Origin of the sequence: Novosphingobium sp. B1 (assembly GCF_900176395.1) — a bacterium.
Lineage (GTDB): Bacteria > Pseudomonadota > Alphaproteobacteria > Sphingomonadales > Sphingomonadaceae > Novosphingobium.
Genome location: NZ_FWXL01000011.1, coordinates 1 through 16,162 on the forward strand (window position 1 = coordinate 1; position 16,162 = coordinate 16,162).

General features: G+C 59.9%; 19 protein-coding genes and 1 tRNA gene. 10 read left to right on the top strand and 10 right to left on the bottom strand.

Features of this window, described 5'->3' with window-relative positions; genetic code table 11:
• Together B9A23_RS23080 and B9A23_RS16475 are read right to left on the bottom strand one after the other, a co-directional pair.
• Positions 1-218, bottom strand: a 218-nt coding sequence (locus B9A23_RS23080) for a DUF3819 domain-containing protein (RefSeq protein ID WP_217806616.1), incomplete at its 3' end; no start/stop codon positions are given.
• A 41-nt stretch (positions 219-259) separates the two neighbouring features.
• Positions 260-1,189, bottom strand: a complete 930-nt coding sequence (locus B9A23_RS16475; protein WP_084280124.1) for a DUF7146 domain-containing protein — start codon at positions 1,187-1,189, stop codon at positions 260-262.
• A 124-nt stretch (positions 1,190-1,313) separates the two neighbouring features.
• Here B9A23_RS16475 and B9A23_RS16480 point away from each other — a divergent pair, with 124 nt between their 5' ends.
• The gene (locus tag B9A23_RS16480; RefSeq protein WP_084280125.1) at positions 1,314-1,970 is read left to right on the top strand and encodes a lytic transglycosylase domain-containing protein; all 657 of its coding nucleotides are present in this window, start codon (positions 1,314-1,316) and stop codon (positions 1,968-1,970) included.
• 89 nt (positions 1,971-2,059) lie between these two features.
• Here B9A23_RS16480 and B9A23_RS16485 read toward each other — a convergent pair whose 3' ends face one another.
• Positions 2,060-3,331: a tyrosine-type recombinase/integrase gene (locus B9A23_RS16485; RefSeq protein ID WP_084280126.1), complete on the bottom strand. Its 1,272-nt coding sequence runs from the start codon at positions 3,329-3,331 to the stop codon at positions 2,060-2,062.
• A 94-nt stretch (positions 3,332-3,425) separates the two neighbouring features.
• Here B9A23_RS16485 and B9A23_RS22885 point away from each other — a divergent pair.
• A tRNA-Ser gene (locus B9A23_RS22885) sits at positions 3,426-3,507 on the top strand.
• 127 nt (positions 3,508-3,634) lie between these two features.
• Here B9A23_RS22885 and B9A23_RS16490 read toward each other — a convergent pair.
• A complete protein-coding gene (locus B9A23_RS16490; RefSeq protein WP_084280127.1) occupies positions 3,635-6,547 on the bottom strand; it encodes a TonB-dependent receptor in 2,913 nt (970 codons plus the stop codon).
• Between the two features lie 403 nt (positions 6,548-6,950).
• Between B9A23_RS16490 and ribH the strand changes: the two genes are divergently transcribed.
• On the top strand, positions 6,951-7,370 hold the full coding sequence (gene ribH / locus B9A23_RS16495; protein WP_084280128.1) for a 6,7-dimethyl-8-ribityllumazine synthase: 420 nt from the start codon (positions 6,951-6,953) through the stop codon (positions 7,368-7,370).
• A 4-nt stretch (positions 7,371-7,374) separates the two neighbouring features.
• Here ribH and B9A23_RS16500 read toward each other — a convergent pair whose 3' ends face one another.
• Genes B9A23_RS16500 through B9A23_RS16515 form a run of 4 tightly spaced genes read right to left on the bottom strand, consistent with a single transcriptional unit; the run spans position 7,375 to position 10,649 of the window.
• The gene (locus B9A23_RS16500) at positions 7,375-7,887 is read right to left on the bottom strand and encodes a DUF1254 domain-containing protein (protein ID WP_176218029.1); all 513 of its coding nucleotides are present in this window, start codon (positions 7,885-7,887) and stop codon (positions 7,375-7,377) included.
• Positions 7,888-7,895: 8 nt separating this feature from the next.
• Entirely contained in the window at positions 7,896-8,480 is a 585-nt protein-coding gene (locus B9A23_RS16505; protein WP_084280130.1) for a DUF1214 domain-containing protein, read from the bottom strand.
• Positions 8,464-9,561 carry an Rv3169 family protein gene (locus tag B9A23_RS16510; RefSeq protein ID WP_139797521.1) on the bottom strand — a complete coding sequence of 366 codons (1,098 nt, stop codon included), beginning with the start codon at positions 9,559-9,561 and terminating at the stop codon, positions 8,464-8,466. Before B9A23_RS16510 ends, B9A23_RS16505 begins: the two co-directional genes overlap by 17 nt.
• Entirely contained in the window at positions 9,561-10,649 is a 1,089-nt protein-coding gene (locus B9A23_RS16515; protein ID WP_084280210.1) for a phosphotransferase family protein, read from the bottom strand. The genes B9A23_RS16510 and B9A23_RS16515 overlap by 1 nt, the downstream gene beginning before the upstream one ends.
• 58 nt (positions 10,650-10,707) lie before the next feature.
• Between B9A23_RS16515 and B9A23_RS16520 the strand changes: the two genes are divergently transcribed.
• Both B9A23_RS16520 and B9A23_RS16525 read left to right on the top strand, forming a co-directional pair.
• Positions 10,708-11,049, top strand: a complete 342-nt coding sequence (locus tag B9A23_RS16520; RefSeq protein WP_254895162.1) for a hypothetical protein — start codon at positions 10,708-10,710, stop codon at positions 11,047-11,049.
• 232 nt (positions 11,050-11,281) lie between these two features.
• Positions 11,282-11,809, top strand: a complete 528-nt coding sequence (locus B9A23_RS16525) for a helix-turn-helix domain-containing protein (RefSeq protein WP_084280212.1) — start codon at positions 11,282-11,284, stop codon at positions 11,807-11,809.
• 67 nt (positions 11,810-11,876) lie between these two features.
• On the opposite strand, the gene eno is transcribed toward B9A23_RS16525, so the two are convergent.
• Positions 11,877-13,163 carry a phosphopyruvate hydratase gene (gene eno, locus B9A23_RS16530; RefSeq protein WP_084280132.1) on the bottom strand — a complete coding sequence of 429 codons (1,287 nt, stop codon included), beginning with the start codon at positions 13,161-13,163 and terminating at the stop codon, positions 11,877-11,879.
• 223 nt (positions 13,164-13,386) lie between these two features.
• On the opposite strand from eno, the gene B9A23_RS16535 reads away from it, so the two are divergent.
• The 5 genes from B9A23_RS16535 to B9A23_RS16555 all read left to right on the top strand — a co-directional run bounded on the left by B9A23_RS16535 (position 13,387) and on the right by B9A23_RS16555 (position 15,537).
• Entirely contained in the window at positions 13,387-13,953 is a 567-nt protein-coding gene (locus B9A23_RS16535; protein WP_176218030.1) for a hypothetical protein, read from the top strand.
• Between the two features lie 30 nt (positions 13,954-13,983).
• Positions 13,984-14,412, top strand: coding sequence for a phage holin family protein (locus tag B9A23_RS16540; protein WP_084280133.1), 429 nt, complete (start codon positions 13,984-13,986; stop codon positions 14,410-14,412).
• On the top strand, positions 14,409-14,684 hold the full coding sequence (locus B9A23_RS16545) for a hypothetical protein (RefSeq protein ID WP_084280134.1): 276 nt from the start codon (positions 14,409-14,411) through the stop codon (positions 14,682-14,684). Before B9A23_RS16540 ends, B9A23_RS16545 begins: the two co-directional genes overlap by 4 nt.
• A gap of 10 nt (positions 14,685-14,694) precedes the next feature.
• Positions 14,695-15,219 (top strand): hypothetical protein, encoded by a 525-nt coding sequence (locus B9A23_RS16550; RefSeq protein ID WP_084280135.1) that lies wholly within the window; start codon positions 14,695-14,697, stop codon positions 15,217-15,219.
• Between the two features lie 96 nt (positions 15,220-15,315).
• Positions 15,316-15,537, top strand: coding sequence for a DUF4170 domain-containing protein (locus tag B9A23_RS16555; protein ID WP_084280136.1), 222 nt, complete (start codon positions 15,316-15,318; stop codon positions 15,535-15,537).
• 66 nt (positions 15,538-15,603) lie between these two features.
• Here B9A23_RS16555 and greA read toward each other — a convergent pair whose 3' ends face one another.
• Entirely contained in the window at positions 15,604-16,080 is a 477-nt protein-coding gene (gene greA / locus B9A23_RS16560) for a transcription elongation factor GreA (RefSeq protein WP_084280137.1), read from the bottom strand.
• Positions 16,081-16,162 lie beyond the last annotated feature (82 nt).

Here is a 16,162-nt window from a genome sequence, read left to right on the forward strand (position 1 = left end):
CACCAGCTTGACCCAAAACCCGCTCTGCGGGACATACCATCACCCGGGTCAATTCTCGATGGAAATACCGGGTCAATTCTCAGCGGAAATCTACACGTGACGTCGCTGCGTGAAAGCGCGCGGCCTCCCGCCAGCTCAGAAGCCATGGTCTGGGCCGCCATCACAACAACAGGCGGTGATGGGTCATCGAAGGCAAAGGCGAGGGATGAGTTGGACATGGGAACCTCCTGACGAGGTCCTGCGGGTGGGCAGGCCTCAATCAGCCGAAGGCCCCCTCCCCTCTGCTCGACGGATCGGGTTGTCGGGCGAGCCGCGACTTCAATTCGTCGTTCCAGTCAAAACCGGGTGAGACTGGCGCGCGTGAGTGGATAACGCGATCAGGCGCAGCGTAGGCCTTCAGCGCGCGCTCCTCGGCGTGAGCACCTCCGGCGTCATTGTCGATGAACAGGAAGAGTTCGCGCACGCTCTCCGGGATCGAGACGAGACCGAACCGCTCGTTTCCAAGCGTCGCCCAGCAGGGGATCCCGAAGAGCTGCATGGCTGAGAGGGCGCTCTCGATACCTTCGGCAAGGCCCAGCCTCCCCTGCACCGGGGGAGCAACTCTGACGGCACCAAAGCCGAGACTGCCAAGCGCACGCTTGGGTCGCTCGAAGCCGGCCAGCTTGCCACTCGCCACATCGAGAAATGTCCTATGTACTGCGATAACGCCAATGTCAGTCGTGACTGCGGCCAGCATCGCAGGGAGAAACTTAACTGCCCCGCGTGGCCCGAGCGGCGTACGTTCAAGGTAGCGGAACTGGTCAGATGCGCGCTGGAGACCGCGCTGTGCGAGATATCGTTCGACCGGGCTGCCGGAGATCGCCGAAGCCGATTGCCACAAGCGTCGCGCATTGGGACTGAAGTCACTCTGATTTTGCCGATCAGCTGTCCCAGGGCCAGAACCATCAAAGAGCTCTCGGCTGCGAACGCCCTGGCGATCCAATGCAGCAATGACGTCCTCATTCGAACATCCGGCGAAGCAATGGAACAGGATGGCCTTTCGCCCCAAGGTCACGCTGAGCGACGGTGTGCGGTCGTCGTGGGCAGGACAGCAGCACATGCCCTTGCCCTGGCGCCATGTTCCCTTGAGGCGTTCGACAATCGTGCGGGCACGGCGTTCGAGTTGATGACTTTTCTCTAGCTGGGGCATCGACCTACTCCGGTTGAGGTGCCCTTCCCGTGCAGCCTCCGCTCTGCACCAGCGCCAAAGCATTTTCCTACGTCGTGTGTTCTTTATATGTTCTCACTCGATTCGGCTATAGAAGGATCGAGAAATGACAATGAAAGCCCTTTTGATCTTTGGCATTGCCATCGCATCAGCCATGCCTGCCAATGCCCAGGAACTGCCAATGCCAGATTTACCGGAGCAACATGCCGGTCCTTCAGGCGGCATTCGGATTGCCGAAGCATCGAACGGATTTCAGTTGGTCGAGCATGGGTTCTGGCAATCCGCGCAAGCCGCCCCAGCACCAAGTTTGAGCGTTGCAGAAAATGGACGGGTCAACCTGCCGTACAGATACGAGCCCAAGGCCAAAACTGCCCCATCCGGGTTTCGGCGGGCGAGCTACCTGCCCCACGTCTATGCGGCGGAAGCGAAGTATTCATTGCCTACCGGCCTGCTCGACGCGCTCGTCTGGACGGAATCCCGCTATAACCCCCTTGCTGTCAGTCCGGCAGGCGCTGTGGGCCTTGGCCAGCTGATGCCAGCAACGGCAAAGGAACTCGGCGTCTTCAATCGATTTGACCCCATGGCCAATATCTTCGGCGCGGCGCGGTATCTGAGGCAGATGCTCGACAGGTTCGGCGTGGTTCACCTCGCTGTCGCAGCCTACAATGCCGGTCCAGGTGCAGTCGAACGCGCGGGCGGTATACCGCGGAATGGCGAGACGCCCGGATATGTCCGCAACGTCCTTCGCCATTGGCGCTTTTAGCGGTCTATCCCCAAGTTAGCCGAAACAGAGGCAATTGACGGATTGTTGCTTGGCTGGACCATTTTGCAGGCAAGCGACTGCACGGGAGTTTAGCCGCTTTTGGCCTCGGCTGGGTACTTGGCTACAATCTGCATTACCTCCTTACCCCACAACGCCAACGCCTCGCGCTTCTCGTTGGTATACTGGTGTCGGTGATAGACCCCCGCCACACCGGCCATAGCTGATCCTGACTGGTGATTGAGGACCGCTTCAGAAACCACCAGAGGTATGCCGAGACGCTGGAGGCCAGTTGCCACCGTCCGCCGAATGTCATGCATTGTGAAGTGACCGGCTTCGTAGCCGAGCTTCTCGTCCACGCTTGCTCTGATCCGCTTCCATGCTTTCGAGAGGCCGCTAACGCTGTTCGTGCTGGTGACCTTCGATGCCAACAGTATCTGGGATTGCTTGTGAGCGTCGTCAGGGTCGATCCCTGCGGCCATGAATACCTCTGTGACGACTGCAAGAGCCTGCGCGGACAGCGGCACCACATTCGCTTTGCCATTTTTCGCTCGGTCGCCCGGGACGGTCCAGACCTTCGCCTTGAAATCGAACTCGTCACAAGCTGCATCGAGCACTTCTCCCCGGCGTTGAGCCGTAAGGACAAGCATCTGCACAAGGTGACCGAACGGATAGCCATCCTCGACCGCAGATTGCCATAGCGCCGCGAGTTCTCGGTCGCTGAGTACGCGATCACGAGGTTCATTCCGCTTCGGACGCCACGCGTCCCGGCAGGGATTAGCAGGCATATGCTCGAGTCTGGTAAGTGCCCACGTGTAGAAGGTCGAAAGATGGCGATAGACGATCCGCGCCATCGTCAGGGTTTCCTTGCCCCGCTCGAATGCGATCTTCTCAACAAAGCGGCTCACGTCACCTCGGGTAATGGAGTCCGCGAGGCGGTCTCCCAGCTCGGGCTCAATGTACTTTCGGAAGACCCGATCAAACTCCCTCGCGCTGCGCTTTTTGCCCTCGATCTGCTGGGACAGATACGTCTCGTAGAGCTCGGCAACCGTACCGACGCCCTTTGACCCCTTCCTCTTAGCACCCGGCTTCCTGGCAATGCTCTTGCCCTGCTCGACATCGACAAGCAGATCGCGCGCCTTCTTACGCGCATGGGCGAGGGTAAAACTCTGACCATGGCGTCCGATGGTCACATTCAACCACTTGCCCTGAACCCGCTTGCGCAGAATGTACGTCTTGATACCACTGGCGCCCATGCGGAGCCTCAGGCCGGGGACGATACCATCGGCCAGCTCAATTTGACCAGCCGCCGGCGCCTTTAGTCCTGCGATCTTTGCGTCCGTCAAACCTACTTTGTTCGCCATATGTACCTGCTACCTTAGGTAGCTTTTTGTAGTGGATACTGGCGAACATTTCAAGAACAATGCGGACTATGAATCGCAGATTTCCGCCATTTTTGGACACATGCGGACACGCTAGGACCCTCTGATCATGGCTCTTAATCAGCGGGTCCTAGGTTCGAGCCCTAGTGCGTCCACCACCACCCCTCCACCAGCTTCAGCGGAATGCGCGCCGCGCTTTAGCTTCGGCTGCACTTGCGCACAAAGAAGCGCCGGAACCCGAAGGTCCCGGCGCCAGAGTGTTCGCGTCTGGTTCGACGGCGAAGTTCAGAACTTGAAGCCGGCTGCGACGCCGTAGCGGCGCGGTTCCAGCGTAAAGATATTGGTGAACAGGCCAGACGACTGGTCGGTCACGTAAAGGCCAGTGGTCGCGTTGTTGTTGCCGATGTTCTGGATGTAGCCACGCAGGAACCAGCGATCATCCTTGCCATTCAGCTGGATCTGGGCGTTCAGAACCTCGTAGCCCTTGATCCGGTTGATATTGCCATTGAAGATCGTGCCGTAGCTTTCACCGGTGTAGTTGATGTCAAAGCGAGGGACCAAGGTCATCTCGCCCATATCCATCGTGTACTGGATACCGGCCGTCCACTTGAACTCTGGCGCTTGCGGAAGCTGATTTCCGCGGACGTTCTTCTCGATGCCCGAGCTTACCCGGATGCCACCAAATGCATTGCCGATGGCTGCTGCCTGAGCTGCCAGCGCGCCGCAGATCGAGAAGGCACCGGTGGTGTTGGTGCCAGGGATCGGCGTCGTCGGGCGCAAGCCGACGCCAGCATTGATGGCGTTGACGAAGGCGTTGGCAGCGGTCGCGTTGGCACCGGTCACCGCGCAGTTGGAACCGAGCGTGATGTCCTTGATGATCACGGTGTCGGAACGGCCTGCGGACGGGTCGCGCGTGTCGACGAAGAGCTGGTCTCCCACGACCTTGGTCTTGAGATAGCTGGCAGACATGTTGACCAGCAGATTGCGTGCCGGCGCCATGATGGCTTCGGCCTCGACGCCGTAGATGTCGGCATCGATGTTGTCGTTGACCGACGTACGCGCAGTGATGCGGCTAAGCTGCAGGTCCTTGTAGCGGTAGTAGAAGCCCGACAGGTTGAGTTGCAGCGCACCGAACCGGTTCTTCGAACCGATTTCGAACGCGTCGACGCTTTCGGGCTTGAACGAGTCGTTCACCGAGCCAACCGAAAGCGGCGGGTTGATGCCGCCTGACTTGTAGCCGCGCGAGTAGGACAGGTAGATCAGGTTGTCCGGTGTCAACTGGAAGTCGAGCACGGCGCGACCGGTCATGCGACCGAAGCTGACCGAACGCTCCTGGAAGGGCTGTACGCCTGCCGTGCCCTTGTCGAAATCGGCCGTCGCATAGTTCAGAGCCTTTTCCAGCGAGTCGGCACCGACCAGCGCATAGATCGCGTTGCCGCCGGCAAACTCGCTGGACAGACCATCGCTGAGCAGCGTGGTGCGGGCACGGGTGAACTTCTTGTCGTGGTTGTAGCGGAGGCCAAGGGTCAGCTTAACCTTGTCACTGAACTTGAAGTAGGTTTCACCGAAGATACCATAGCTGTCGAGCGTGCCGCGATCGGTGTTGTTGCGGAAGAACGGCGACGGACGGAAGACGGCGTTACGCCCAAATGTGCCGCTGGCAGCGGCTGCTGCCCCGAGCAGACCGGAGGCATAATCCAAACCGAACGAGTTGACGTAGTAGCTGTTGTTCGTCGTAACACCGCGCAGGTAGTTCGCGCCGATCAGGAAGTTGAACATGCCGTCAAGATCGGAGTCGATGTGTGCTTCGGCAGCGTACTGCTTGTACGTCTGGCTCGATTCATCGAAATCGAGCGAAGTATTGGCACAAATCGCCTTGTTGCCCGAACCGAACACGCCGACGTTGTTAGGATCGATATCGGACTGGCAGACATTGCCGGTTGGGCCATTTGGAATGAGCCGTGCGGCGATGGGCGCGAATGCGAAGCCGAGCGCCGGGTTCTGGGCAAAGGCGGCAAGCGCGAACAGACCGGGATTGCCAACCAGGCTGCGCTCGACGGCGAGGTTGTAATCGGTGCGGCTGCGAACTTCGTTGCGCGAATAGCCGGCCGTGACATTGAGCGTCAGCTTGTCACCGAGAGCCTGCTGCAGCTTGCCCTGATAGACTTCTTCTTCGGCAAAGTAGGTCGGCAGGTAGTCAATGTTGACCGTGCGGACGTCGGTCGGGTTTACGGCGCCGGAGAAGTTGTCGCCGTCATCACCGTAGATGCTGCCAAGGCCAAGCGGACGGAAGGTCGGCGAAACCGCGATACCGAAGAATTCGCGTGACGTGAGCAAAGCGGCCAGGGTCGAGTCCGCGTTGGTCGTCTCGTTGGCGAGCTTGTCGGGCAAGCAGCCTAGAACGCCTGTGGGATCGCGATGGCAGAGCTGCTTCTGGACGCGGCTGCGATTGTCGTTCTCGCGGAAGTAGTAGGCAGACAGATCGATGGTGGTGTCCGGGCTCGGCTCCCAGCGCAGCGATCCGCGGAATGCGTACATGTCGCGCCCGTCGATGCGGCTGTTGGTGCCGATGTTGTAAGTGTAGCCATCGCGCTTGTTGTACATGCCAGCGATGCGAACGCCGAGCGTTTCGCCCAGAGGCACGTTGACCATGCCGCGCGCACGAACGGAGTTGAACCGACCGTAGTCGATTTCGCCCGATGCCCCAAAGCCCGAAAGGTCAGGCTTGGCCGTGATGATGTTGACCACGCCCGATGTAGCGTTGCGACCGAACAGGGTGCCCTGCGGACCACGCAGCACTTCGATACGTTCAAGGTCGAAGAACTCGGTTTCGAACAGGCGGCTCGAAACCATTGGCATGTCGTTGAGATGGATGCCAGTGGCAGCATCGCACGAAACGCCGACGCACAGGTCGCCAATGCCGCGGATGGTAAAGCTGGACGAGGTGAAGTTCGTCTTCGTGAACGTTACGTTGGGCAGCGAAAGCTGCAGGTCGGACGAGTTCTGAATTTGCTGTTTTTCAAGGTTCTCGGCCGAAAAAGCCGAAACGGCGATTGGCACGTCCTGCAGCGACTGTGCCTGGCGCTGTGCCGTAACGATGATTTCTTCAAGACCGCTTCCGTCGGTCGACTGTGCGAAAACCGGGGTTGAAATAGCTGCGGCGGATGCGCCGACAAGCAGTGAAAGCTTGCCCCTCATAGCTCAGACCTCTCTCTCCAGCGACACCCGTCATTGACCGCGGGTTGCCTGTGACACAGGACATATCGGCAAGGATTCTTTGTCAACCGGATAATTAAAAATACGGGTTTCCGTAAGGGAAGGCGGTTAACGGAACGGACCATTTTGTCAGGAATGCATGAAAATGCATGACATTTATATGTGTTATTGTCCTACAATGTGTCATCTTGATGTGATTTCCGATTATACTGCGATATGGAGGTGCAGGAAACCTGCGAATCGCGCCGTTCGGAAACGAACAGGAAATACTGAGTCGCGCTCTGTTTGACGGTTGGCAATTACGACCCCGCTTGATTAAAGGCCGCTTCAAAGGTGGGAGGCATAGCGCTTCCACTCACGCTTCAACGCACAAGGGATCGATCACATGGCCAAGTTTCTCATCGTCGAAGCCCGCTTCTACGACCACCTCAACGATATGCTTGTCGCGGGCGCCAAGTCGGCCCTTGAGAATGCTGGCCATCAGGCCGACGTCGTGACGGTTCCGGGCGCGCTCGAGATTCCCGGCGCCATTGCCCTCGCAGACCAGTCAGGCGACTACGATGGATACGTCGCGATCGGCGTGGTGATCCGCGGCGAGACCTACCACTTCGAGATCGTGGCGGGCGAAAGCGCTCGTGGGATCATGGCGTTGACGATGGATGGCGTCGCGATTGGCAACGGCATTCTCACCGTCGAGAACGAGGCGCAGGCACTGGTGCGCGCCGATCCCGCGCAGAAGGACAAGGGCGGCGAAGCGGCGAAGGCGGCACTCGCTCTACTCGCGCTGCGTCAGCGCTGGGCCTGAACGGTCATCCGGGCGCGCAGCGGTCACCGCGGCGCGCCTTGTCTGCGCGTGCGAATTGCGCCAGCGTCGGCGCAAGCCTGCGATCGAGAATTATGCCGCGCCTGGTCGGCGAATAGATCACGGGAATGTTGCGCGGATGGAAGCGCTTGCCCGGTTCCTGCAGGACGAAGCGGATGCCGCGTGGATTGGTAAGGGAATCCACAACGGCGAAATTGTCGGTGTTGGCGGCGAAGACCGACACTGACACATATCCGCCACCTTCCGTGGGCGGAACTTCCACGACAATCGGGCCATCCGACAGGTCATAGACGCAACTGGCGTAGGCAAGATCAGGAGACGGCCTGACGATAGCGCGCGAAGCAGACGTCGTGCGGTCAGCGAACTGGAAGGTGTTGATGCGCCGACCATCGTCGGACAGCCTTTTCATGGCAACGTGCATGATCACATGCGGGACTGCGACGACCGTCGTTACATAGCCGATTCCCGCCGTGGCCGCGACAACGAGTAGGTTTCGCATAGCACGTCTCATTGCGTGTCTCCGCATGAAACGCGTTCGACTCGCGGGAATTGGATCGAGGAGAAATCGTCCTGCGCCCTTCGCGTCGGATTGTAGATCCGCAAGGTCAGATCGAATCGGCCGGCGGCGCGTGTTGACAGCCACGGCAAACCCGGTGCGGGCACAGGCCCGGCTTCGGCCTGCCAGTTCCCGCGATAATCGACCGTGACTTCGGAGGCATCGACAGAAAGCGCTTCATCGCTGTTCCGTGGCAGGAAATTGTCTGCCGCATAGGCAGTGATCGACCACCATTTTCCCGGCAGAGGTCCGCCCGACAAGCGGTACTGGCACTCCTCTCGCAGCGGCTCGCCCAAATCGTCGATGTTGCGGGTAAAATAGATCGCCTGGCTGCGGTTGAGCGCAAGCAGTCCCGTCAGGGCAACGCGGGCGCGCAGAATCGGCCCGGCATCGGCTGATCCCGTAACACGGCTTCCGCTCCAACCCTGATGGCTTTCACCGCCAGAACCGCCATGCTTGAGCGAAGCAATGGCCAAGCCGGTCCCGAAGACAAGACCGACCAGCGCCAGCCCTGCCAGTCTAGCGGTCCGGTGCATCGAGATAGCCGTTGAGCATCCAGGGATCGTAAGGACCGATCACGAGCTGCTCGAAGCCGCCGATGCCGCTCTCGCCGTCACTGGTCGTGACGCGGGAGATCATCTGTACGTGGAGGTTCTGCATGCTTGGATCGAGAGGGTCGAGTGAGCCGAGCGCCCACTCCTCTCGTTCCTCCACGAGCGGACCGTGATAAAGGCCATGGCCCCACTTCGGGCTGGTATAGCCGAGGCCACGCATCTGAAAGCGGACAATCGGTTCGAACTTGAGCCGCAGCGGCCCCTCGGGGGTCTTGATCTCCAGATCGCCCGACGCGGGCCACCGCGTCCCGGCCTGAAGTGGCGAATACATCGATGCGGCCGGTGTTTCGTAGAACTGGTCGTGTCCAGCCCCGTCCGGGGCGATCACGGCGCGGGTATTCCAGGGCGCGCCATGACGATCAGCGTTTATGTGGAAGAACAGGCTGCGCTCGGGCAGGTTTACCGGCGTCCACTGCCAGAAGAACGACGAGACTACGCCGTGCCCGTGGGGCTGCGTGTCCGAGGCGCCGACCGGTCGGACACCCCAGCTCCGGTCCCGCGTCCCCACGGTGCCGGTTGCCAGTTCGGTGCGTTGTCCGTCGACCTCGATCCAGCCTTGGTAACGGCCGTTCTGCGTGAGCCGCGTATAGTCCATGAATGTGCGCGGACCGATGCGATGGACGAAGCGTGGCTCCTCGATCGGGAAGGCACGGCCTGTAAACGTCAATTCGGCGGTAATGCCTTGGCCCTGCACTCTGACCCGCAGGACTCTCAACGGCTCGACCACTTCAATGGTTATGGGGCCGACGGTCAGGTCGAACCGTTCCATGCCGAGCTCGCGAGAAGCATGGAGGTTATGCTGAATGCCATCGCGAATGCACGAGAAATGGGCATCGGCGACGTTGAGATGCGGATAGACGCCGAAGGCAACCGCGAAGAACCCCGAGCCATCCGGCGCGTATCCGTTGAAGAAATAGCGGTCATAGAAATTGCGATCGGTGCCTGCGTAGGCAATCGGCTCACTTGTCTGATGCAGCGGAAAATCATCACCTTTGGTCAACATCAGACATGCTCCATGCGGCGCTTCAGTTTACCCATGCTGTCGTGCTCTAGCGCGAGATCGCACGCTCCGCGTGCCATCGACAGGAAGTTGGCATCGCCGCGCTCGGTGCGGACCACAAAGGCTGCGCTGAAAACGGCGGTCGACACGCCGTGCAACGCGCCGATGCTGTAGTCTTCCCACACCTGCGCAGTTTGCAGCGGCACCCCCAGCCTCGTCATTTCCGCACAGTAAGCGTCGAGCAACGCCCGCTCGCTCTTGCGGCGCAAATCAGGCCCGATGCCGCACCCCAGGAAATAGCCGATGTCGGTCATGTTGCAGCCGGCTGCCGCAGTTTGCCAGTCAACGACCGCTATGGGTTCGGCACCGCCAGAGACATCGAACAGCATGTTGTCCAAACGGAAGTCACCGTGCAGGAAACTTCGGCGGGCGGGCTTTCTGTCGAACCACAACTCCAGATTGTCAGCAAGATCTTCGCAGATCGCCATGAATTCCGGTGCCAGTTCGCTGGCATACCTCTCGCGGAAGACCGCTTGAGCCTTCGGATACAAGGTTCGCAACACTTGTTGCGCAGCATCGTTCGGCTGCAGCCAATCGGCATCGAGCAGCGGATGGTCCATGGTCGGTGCATGGAGCGCGGCGGCCTGGAGCACTGCCTGACGCGCTTGCTCGAAGCTGCATCCGTCAAGCTGGTTGCCTGCGCAGCAAGGTCCGAGGTCTTCGAAGAGCAGCACGAAATCGCAACCATCGGCATCAACCTCGGCCGCATAGACGCGCGGCACCCGCACGCCAGTCAAGTGCGCGACCTGCTGGTAGAACATCACTTCCTTGCGATAGAGCGAAAATGACGCTGCAGTCTGGCGGCTGGTCGGATCAGCAGCGGCAAATTTTGCTGCAAGCGTTTGGGGAACCGCACCATCATGACGGTCATACCGCAAAGAAAATCTTGCAGTATCGCCCACCTGCCCCGTGCCGATCGGCTCCCAGGCCAGGTCGGTGATCCGCGCATCGCCCAGCACACCAGCGCGAGCGAGCTGCGCTTCGATCCATGCTGGATCAACATCGCGGGCCCGCACAGGAAATTCTGCCATGTCGTTCTCTCCTTGGCCAAGCTGACAGAACCCATCCAGCGATGGAAGCCACATTGAATTGACCGATCAGATCAAGCTGGCGGAACCCTCGCCACCACTTCTGGTAACCGGCACAGGAGCCGCAACTGGCAAGGCTCCGGCACGGGAGACGGTTGCGATGGACGGATTGCTAGAGTGGGCTGCTGCAATCGGCACGATCGTGGCAGCAAGCATGGTCGCCGCCGACATGGGTCGACGTGCGACCGGATGGGGCTTTGTCCTGTTCTGTGCTGTGGCGATGATGTGGATTGCTTCGGGGCTTGTCCATTCAGCCGCATCGCTCGTCATCCAGAATGCAGCATTGCTTGCCATCAACGCTTGGGGCGTGTGGCGCTATCTCCTGGATCCGAACCGAAAGTGATTGCTGCCCCCAAGAGATTACTCCGCATTAGGTCGATTATGGAGAGGTAATTTCCAATCAGGCTCTGCAAATTATGCAATTCAATGACTTTTTCTTATCATTATCGGATCTTTTAGGGAAGACTACTTAGGAGATGCCCGACTAGGTCTGAAAGTGACATTGTCGTCATGCACGCTACGGACTGCAATTTCGTACTGCGGCATTGGTTTTGCACACGATCGGGGGCTTGGTGATGAACACGGAGTTACTGAAGGCAAAAGCACGACGCCTGATAAATGCCGCCAACGAACTTCTCGCCATAGCCCATGAGCTTGAGCTCACCGAGGCGGATGGACGGCAAGCTGATGCTATCGGCTTTTCGCCTGCGAAGGACAGTCCGATCTGGGCCGAACATGCCCGCGCCAATTATCGCGACCGACGACGGCGGGCGACGGTTTTTGCCGATCCCTCGTTGTTCGGCGAACCTGCCTGGGACATCTTGCTGGACCTGTTCATTGCGGCAAAGGATCGCAAGCGCCTGCCGGTCACCAGTGCGTGCATCGGCGCCGCGGTACCTGCCACCACGGCCTTGCGGTGGCTAACCGTGCTGGAAGAAAAGGGCCTGATCGTGCGCGAAAACGACACGAACGACGCCCGCCGCGTATTCGTGCGCCTTTCGACCGACGGTTATGAAAAGATGGTCGCGTATTTCGCCGAAATAAGTGGCGAAGCGCGCAGCGAGGACGATGCCGGACAGCAATCGTACCGTATGGCCCAATGACCGAAAAACGGGGCAAGGCCACTGTTCGGCCCTGCCCCGCCCTTACTACTTCACGCTTGGCGCAGCCTCAGGCGCCGAGCCGGCCGAATGCCGCGGCACCGGCATAGCGCGCCGACAGACCCAGTTCTTCCTCGATGCGGATCAGCTGGTTGTACTTGGCAAGCCGGTCCGAACGGGCGAGCGAGCCCGTCTTGATCTGGCCGCAGTTGGTTGCAACCGCCAGATCGGCGATCGTGGCGTCTTCAGTTTCGCCCGAGCGGTGTGACATCACGGCGGTGTAGCCGTTACGCTGCGCGATCGAGACAGCTTCGAGTGTTTCGGTCAGAGATCCGATCTGGTTGACCTTGACCAGCAGCGAGTTTGCCAGACCCTTGCCGATACCCATCTCAAGACGCTTGGGATTGGTAACGAAGAGGTCATCACCGACAAGCTGAACGCGCTTGCCGACCTTGGCGGTAAGTGCTGCCCAGCCCTCGAAGTCGTCCTCGCTCATGCCGTCCTCGATCGAGATGATCGGGTAGGCATCGCACAGAGCGGCAAGGTAATCGGCCATGGCATCAGGCGAGAGTGAGAGGCCTTCGCCGCTGATCTCGTACTTGCCGTTCTTGAAGAACTCGGTCGCGGCGCAATCCAGGGCAAGCTTGATGTCGGTGCCCGGCTTGAAGCCAGCCTTTTCGATCGAGGCCATGATGAAGTCCAGCGCATCGCGCGTGCTCGCAAGGTTCGGCGCGAAACCGCCCTCGTCGCCAACTGCGGTTGCCAGCCCCTTTTCGTGGAGGCCCTTCTTCAGCGTGTGGAAGATTTCCGCACCCCAGCGCACCGCCTCGGCCAGCGAAGGCGCGCCCACCGGCATGACCATGAATTCCTGAAAGTCGATCGGATTGTCGGCGTGTTCGCCGCCGTTGATGATGTTCATCATCGGCACGGGCAGGACATGCGCTGCGACACCGCCAACATAGCTGTAGAGCGGCAGACCGCGCGCGTCAGCGGCGGCCTTTGCCACGGCGAGGCTGGTACCAAGGATGGCGTTGGCTCCAAGGCGCGCCTTGTTCTCGGTGCCGTCGAGTTCGATCATGGCCAGGTCGATATCGCGCTGGTCTTCGGCATCCATGCCTAGAATGCATTCGGCGATATCGGAATTGACTGCGGTTACCGCCTTGGTGACGCCCTTGCCAAGATAGCGAGCCTTGTCGCCGTCGCGCAGCTCGACCGCTTCATGTGCTCCGGTCGAAGCGCCCGAAGGAACTGCCGCACGGCCGAAGCTGCCATCTTCCAGCAGGACGTCGACTTCGACAGTGGGATTGCCACGGCTGTCGAGGATTTCACGCGCATGAATGTCGATGATCGCGGTCATGGTCTGCTCCCTGCAGTAGGGCGTCCCGAGGACGCCAGCTTTCGGCGCGGCTCCTATCGGCTGGAACCGTGGCAGGCAAGCCGCGTTTGCACTGCAACAATTCCACAAGGGTGGCATACGTCTTCAATAAGCTTGCATTGATCGAACATGGTCTAGCAAGATGACGTAGACCGCCCATATCGCGGGTTCACAAACCTCGCATTAAGCTGAAGGGATACGAGACATGGCCAACACCACAACTCCCACCGCCGATGATCTCACGAACCGCGTCGCCGATACGGTGGACGAGGTGAAGGCTTCGGCATCGGAGAACGCTGAAACCGCAAAGGGCCGTTTCACCAAGGCAATCGAAGAAGCCAAGGCTGGTGCCGAGGCGCTGAAGGGCGAAGCGCTGGAAAAGAGTGCGGAATACAAGGCAAAGGTAGCAGGAACTACCTCTGACTGGGTCGATGAGGCCAAGGTCTATGCAGGTCAGGCCAAGGAAAAGGGCGCGGCACTCGCGGTCGAAGGCAAGACCCGCGCAAGCGACGCGCTCTCGTCACTCGGCAAGACGATTTCGGACACAGCGCCGACGATCGACGAGAAGCTGGGCGTGCAATACGGCGACTATGCACGGACTGCCGCGCGCTCGATCCAGGAAACTGCAGCAAAGCTGGATTCAAAGGATCTGGGCGAACTTGGCGAGGACGTGAAGGAATTTGTCCGCAAGAGCCCGGGCGTTGCCATCGGTGTGGCTGCCATCGCGGGCTACGCGATCGCTCGCCTGCTCTCTGGCGGATCGGACGACTGATCGCTGGCGCGACAGTCCGGCTGCGAAGCGATGAGCGAAACCATAATGAACGATGACGAAGCGGCGAAGGTCGTTTCGTCCAGTTCCTCGCAGGGACCTGTGCGGGAGGATCCCGCCCCTTACGATGAAGGCCTTAGCGGTGCGATCAAAGCGCTGATCGACGATGGCCAAACGCTTTTCCAAGCCGAGCTTGCCTACCGCAAGGAGCAGGCAGCGTTCGGTCTGGGAGCGGTGAAACGCATCGCTGTCCTTGTTATTCTCGGGCTGGCGTTCGGCTTCTTCACGCTTCTGGCGATCGTCGTAGGATTGCTGATGGCCCTTGCCCAGTATGTCGGTTTTTGGGGCTCGCTTGCCATCGTTGGCGGTCTATTGGCCATCCTGACTGCTATCTGCCTGCTGCGCGCCGCAAAAGCGGTTCGTTACGTCCGAAGCGGTCTAGCCGGGAAGGATGCGGCATGACCGATCAGGATCGCCTGCGGAGCGCAAAGGCGCTGCGCGATGAAGCTCTCGCCGTGTTCAAGGGCGACGTCGAACTTGCGCGGATCGAGGTCTCACCACGGCGCATCAAGGAACGCGCAGTCGGCGAAGCCAGCGAGATCATCGACACCGCCCGCGACGTCGCCACCGACAACAAGGCCATATTAGGCGCAACGGTTGCGGCTCTGCTCGCCTGGCTGTTCCGCCAACCTATCCAGGACTTGGTCGACAAGGCACTCGACCGGATCCGTTGAGGAGACACACATGGAAGACCACATCACCAATCCCGAAGTTGAGAGCCTGCGTGACAAGGTCACGGCGGCGAAGGATCGGCTGGCCGAGCGTACTGCCAATGCAAAGCCCGTCCAAACAGTGAAGGGCCTGATCGAGGAGCATCCGGTTGCCTCGGTAGCGGCGGGGATCCTGCTTGGTGCGCTTGTTGCCCGTGCGATTCCTTCGGGAAGCCGTAAGGGCGCAAAGACCTCTGACAGCCTGCGCAAGAGCGCCGCAAGTCTTGCTGCCGTCGCAAGCCAGCTTGCCGTCGACTATGCGACAAAGGCCCGGGACGCCGGTCGTGACGGCTTTCACAAGATCGAGGAGGTCGGCGGATCGGTGAGCGAAAAGCTGTCCGAAGTCGGCGGAACCGTCGGTGGTCGACTGAGCGAAAGCGGCACCGAGGCGAAGCGCAAGGCAATCGATCTGGCTGAAATCGCGCGCGCAGCCGCCGTAGAGGCAAGCGAGATCGCCCTGCGCAAGATCAACGAACTTTCTGCGAAGGTGAAGAACTGACCCGGAAAAGGCGGAGCCCTGCCCGATAGCCTGACTTGCGCGATGCGGGACTTTTTGCAAGGGGAGGCTTGAATCCTCCCCAAGAGAAAGTCGCAAATGCAAAAGCTACATTTGGTCATGGGCGGCCGGGTGAAAGACCCGCAAGGCCTCGAGTTCGTGGACCTCAAGGCTATCGATATGGTCGGCGTGTTTCCGGACTATGCCAGCGCCGAAGAGGCTTGGCGCGGTGCCGCGCAGAAGACGGTGGACGATGCCGAAATGCGCTATGTGATCGTGCACCTGCACCGCTTGCTCGAGCCGAACCTTCCTTCGGCCTGATCAAGTGACAAAAGCAAAAAGGCCCCGGATCGCTCCGGGGCCTTTTTTGCTGGACCGATATCGCCGTCAAATGAATTCGATCTTCTGAACGAGATAGAACTTGTCTCCGGAAGGCACCGTAACCTCGATCTCTTCATCGACCTTGCGACCGATCAGAGCTTTGCCCAGCGGCGAGTTGTAGCTGATCATGCCCTTCTTGGCATCAGCCTCGTAAGGACCGACGATCTGATAACGCACGGGCTTCTCGTCATCGTCGAGCAACGTGACGGTGGCGCCGAAAATGATCTTGTCTCCCGAGAGGGTCGTCGGGTCAATGATCTGGGCGCGGCTTACCCGGTCCTCAAGATCGGCAATCGTGGCCTCGACCTGACCCTGACGTTCCTTGGCCGCGTGATACTCGGCGTTTTCCGAAAGATCCCCATGAGCCCGCGCTTCCTCGATCGCGTCAACGATGCGGGGGCGCTCCTCACGCAGCGCTTTCAGCTCGGCAGTCAGCTTTTCGTAGCCTTCTGCAAGCATCGGCAGCTTTTCCACACTCGCCATTCGCAACTCTCTTTCCTGTCACGCCTTGCCTGCCGTTGCGGCAATCAAGGGAAAACCTGCCCCCGCCGACCGACGCCGAATG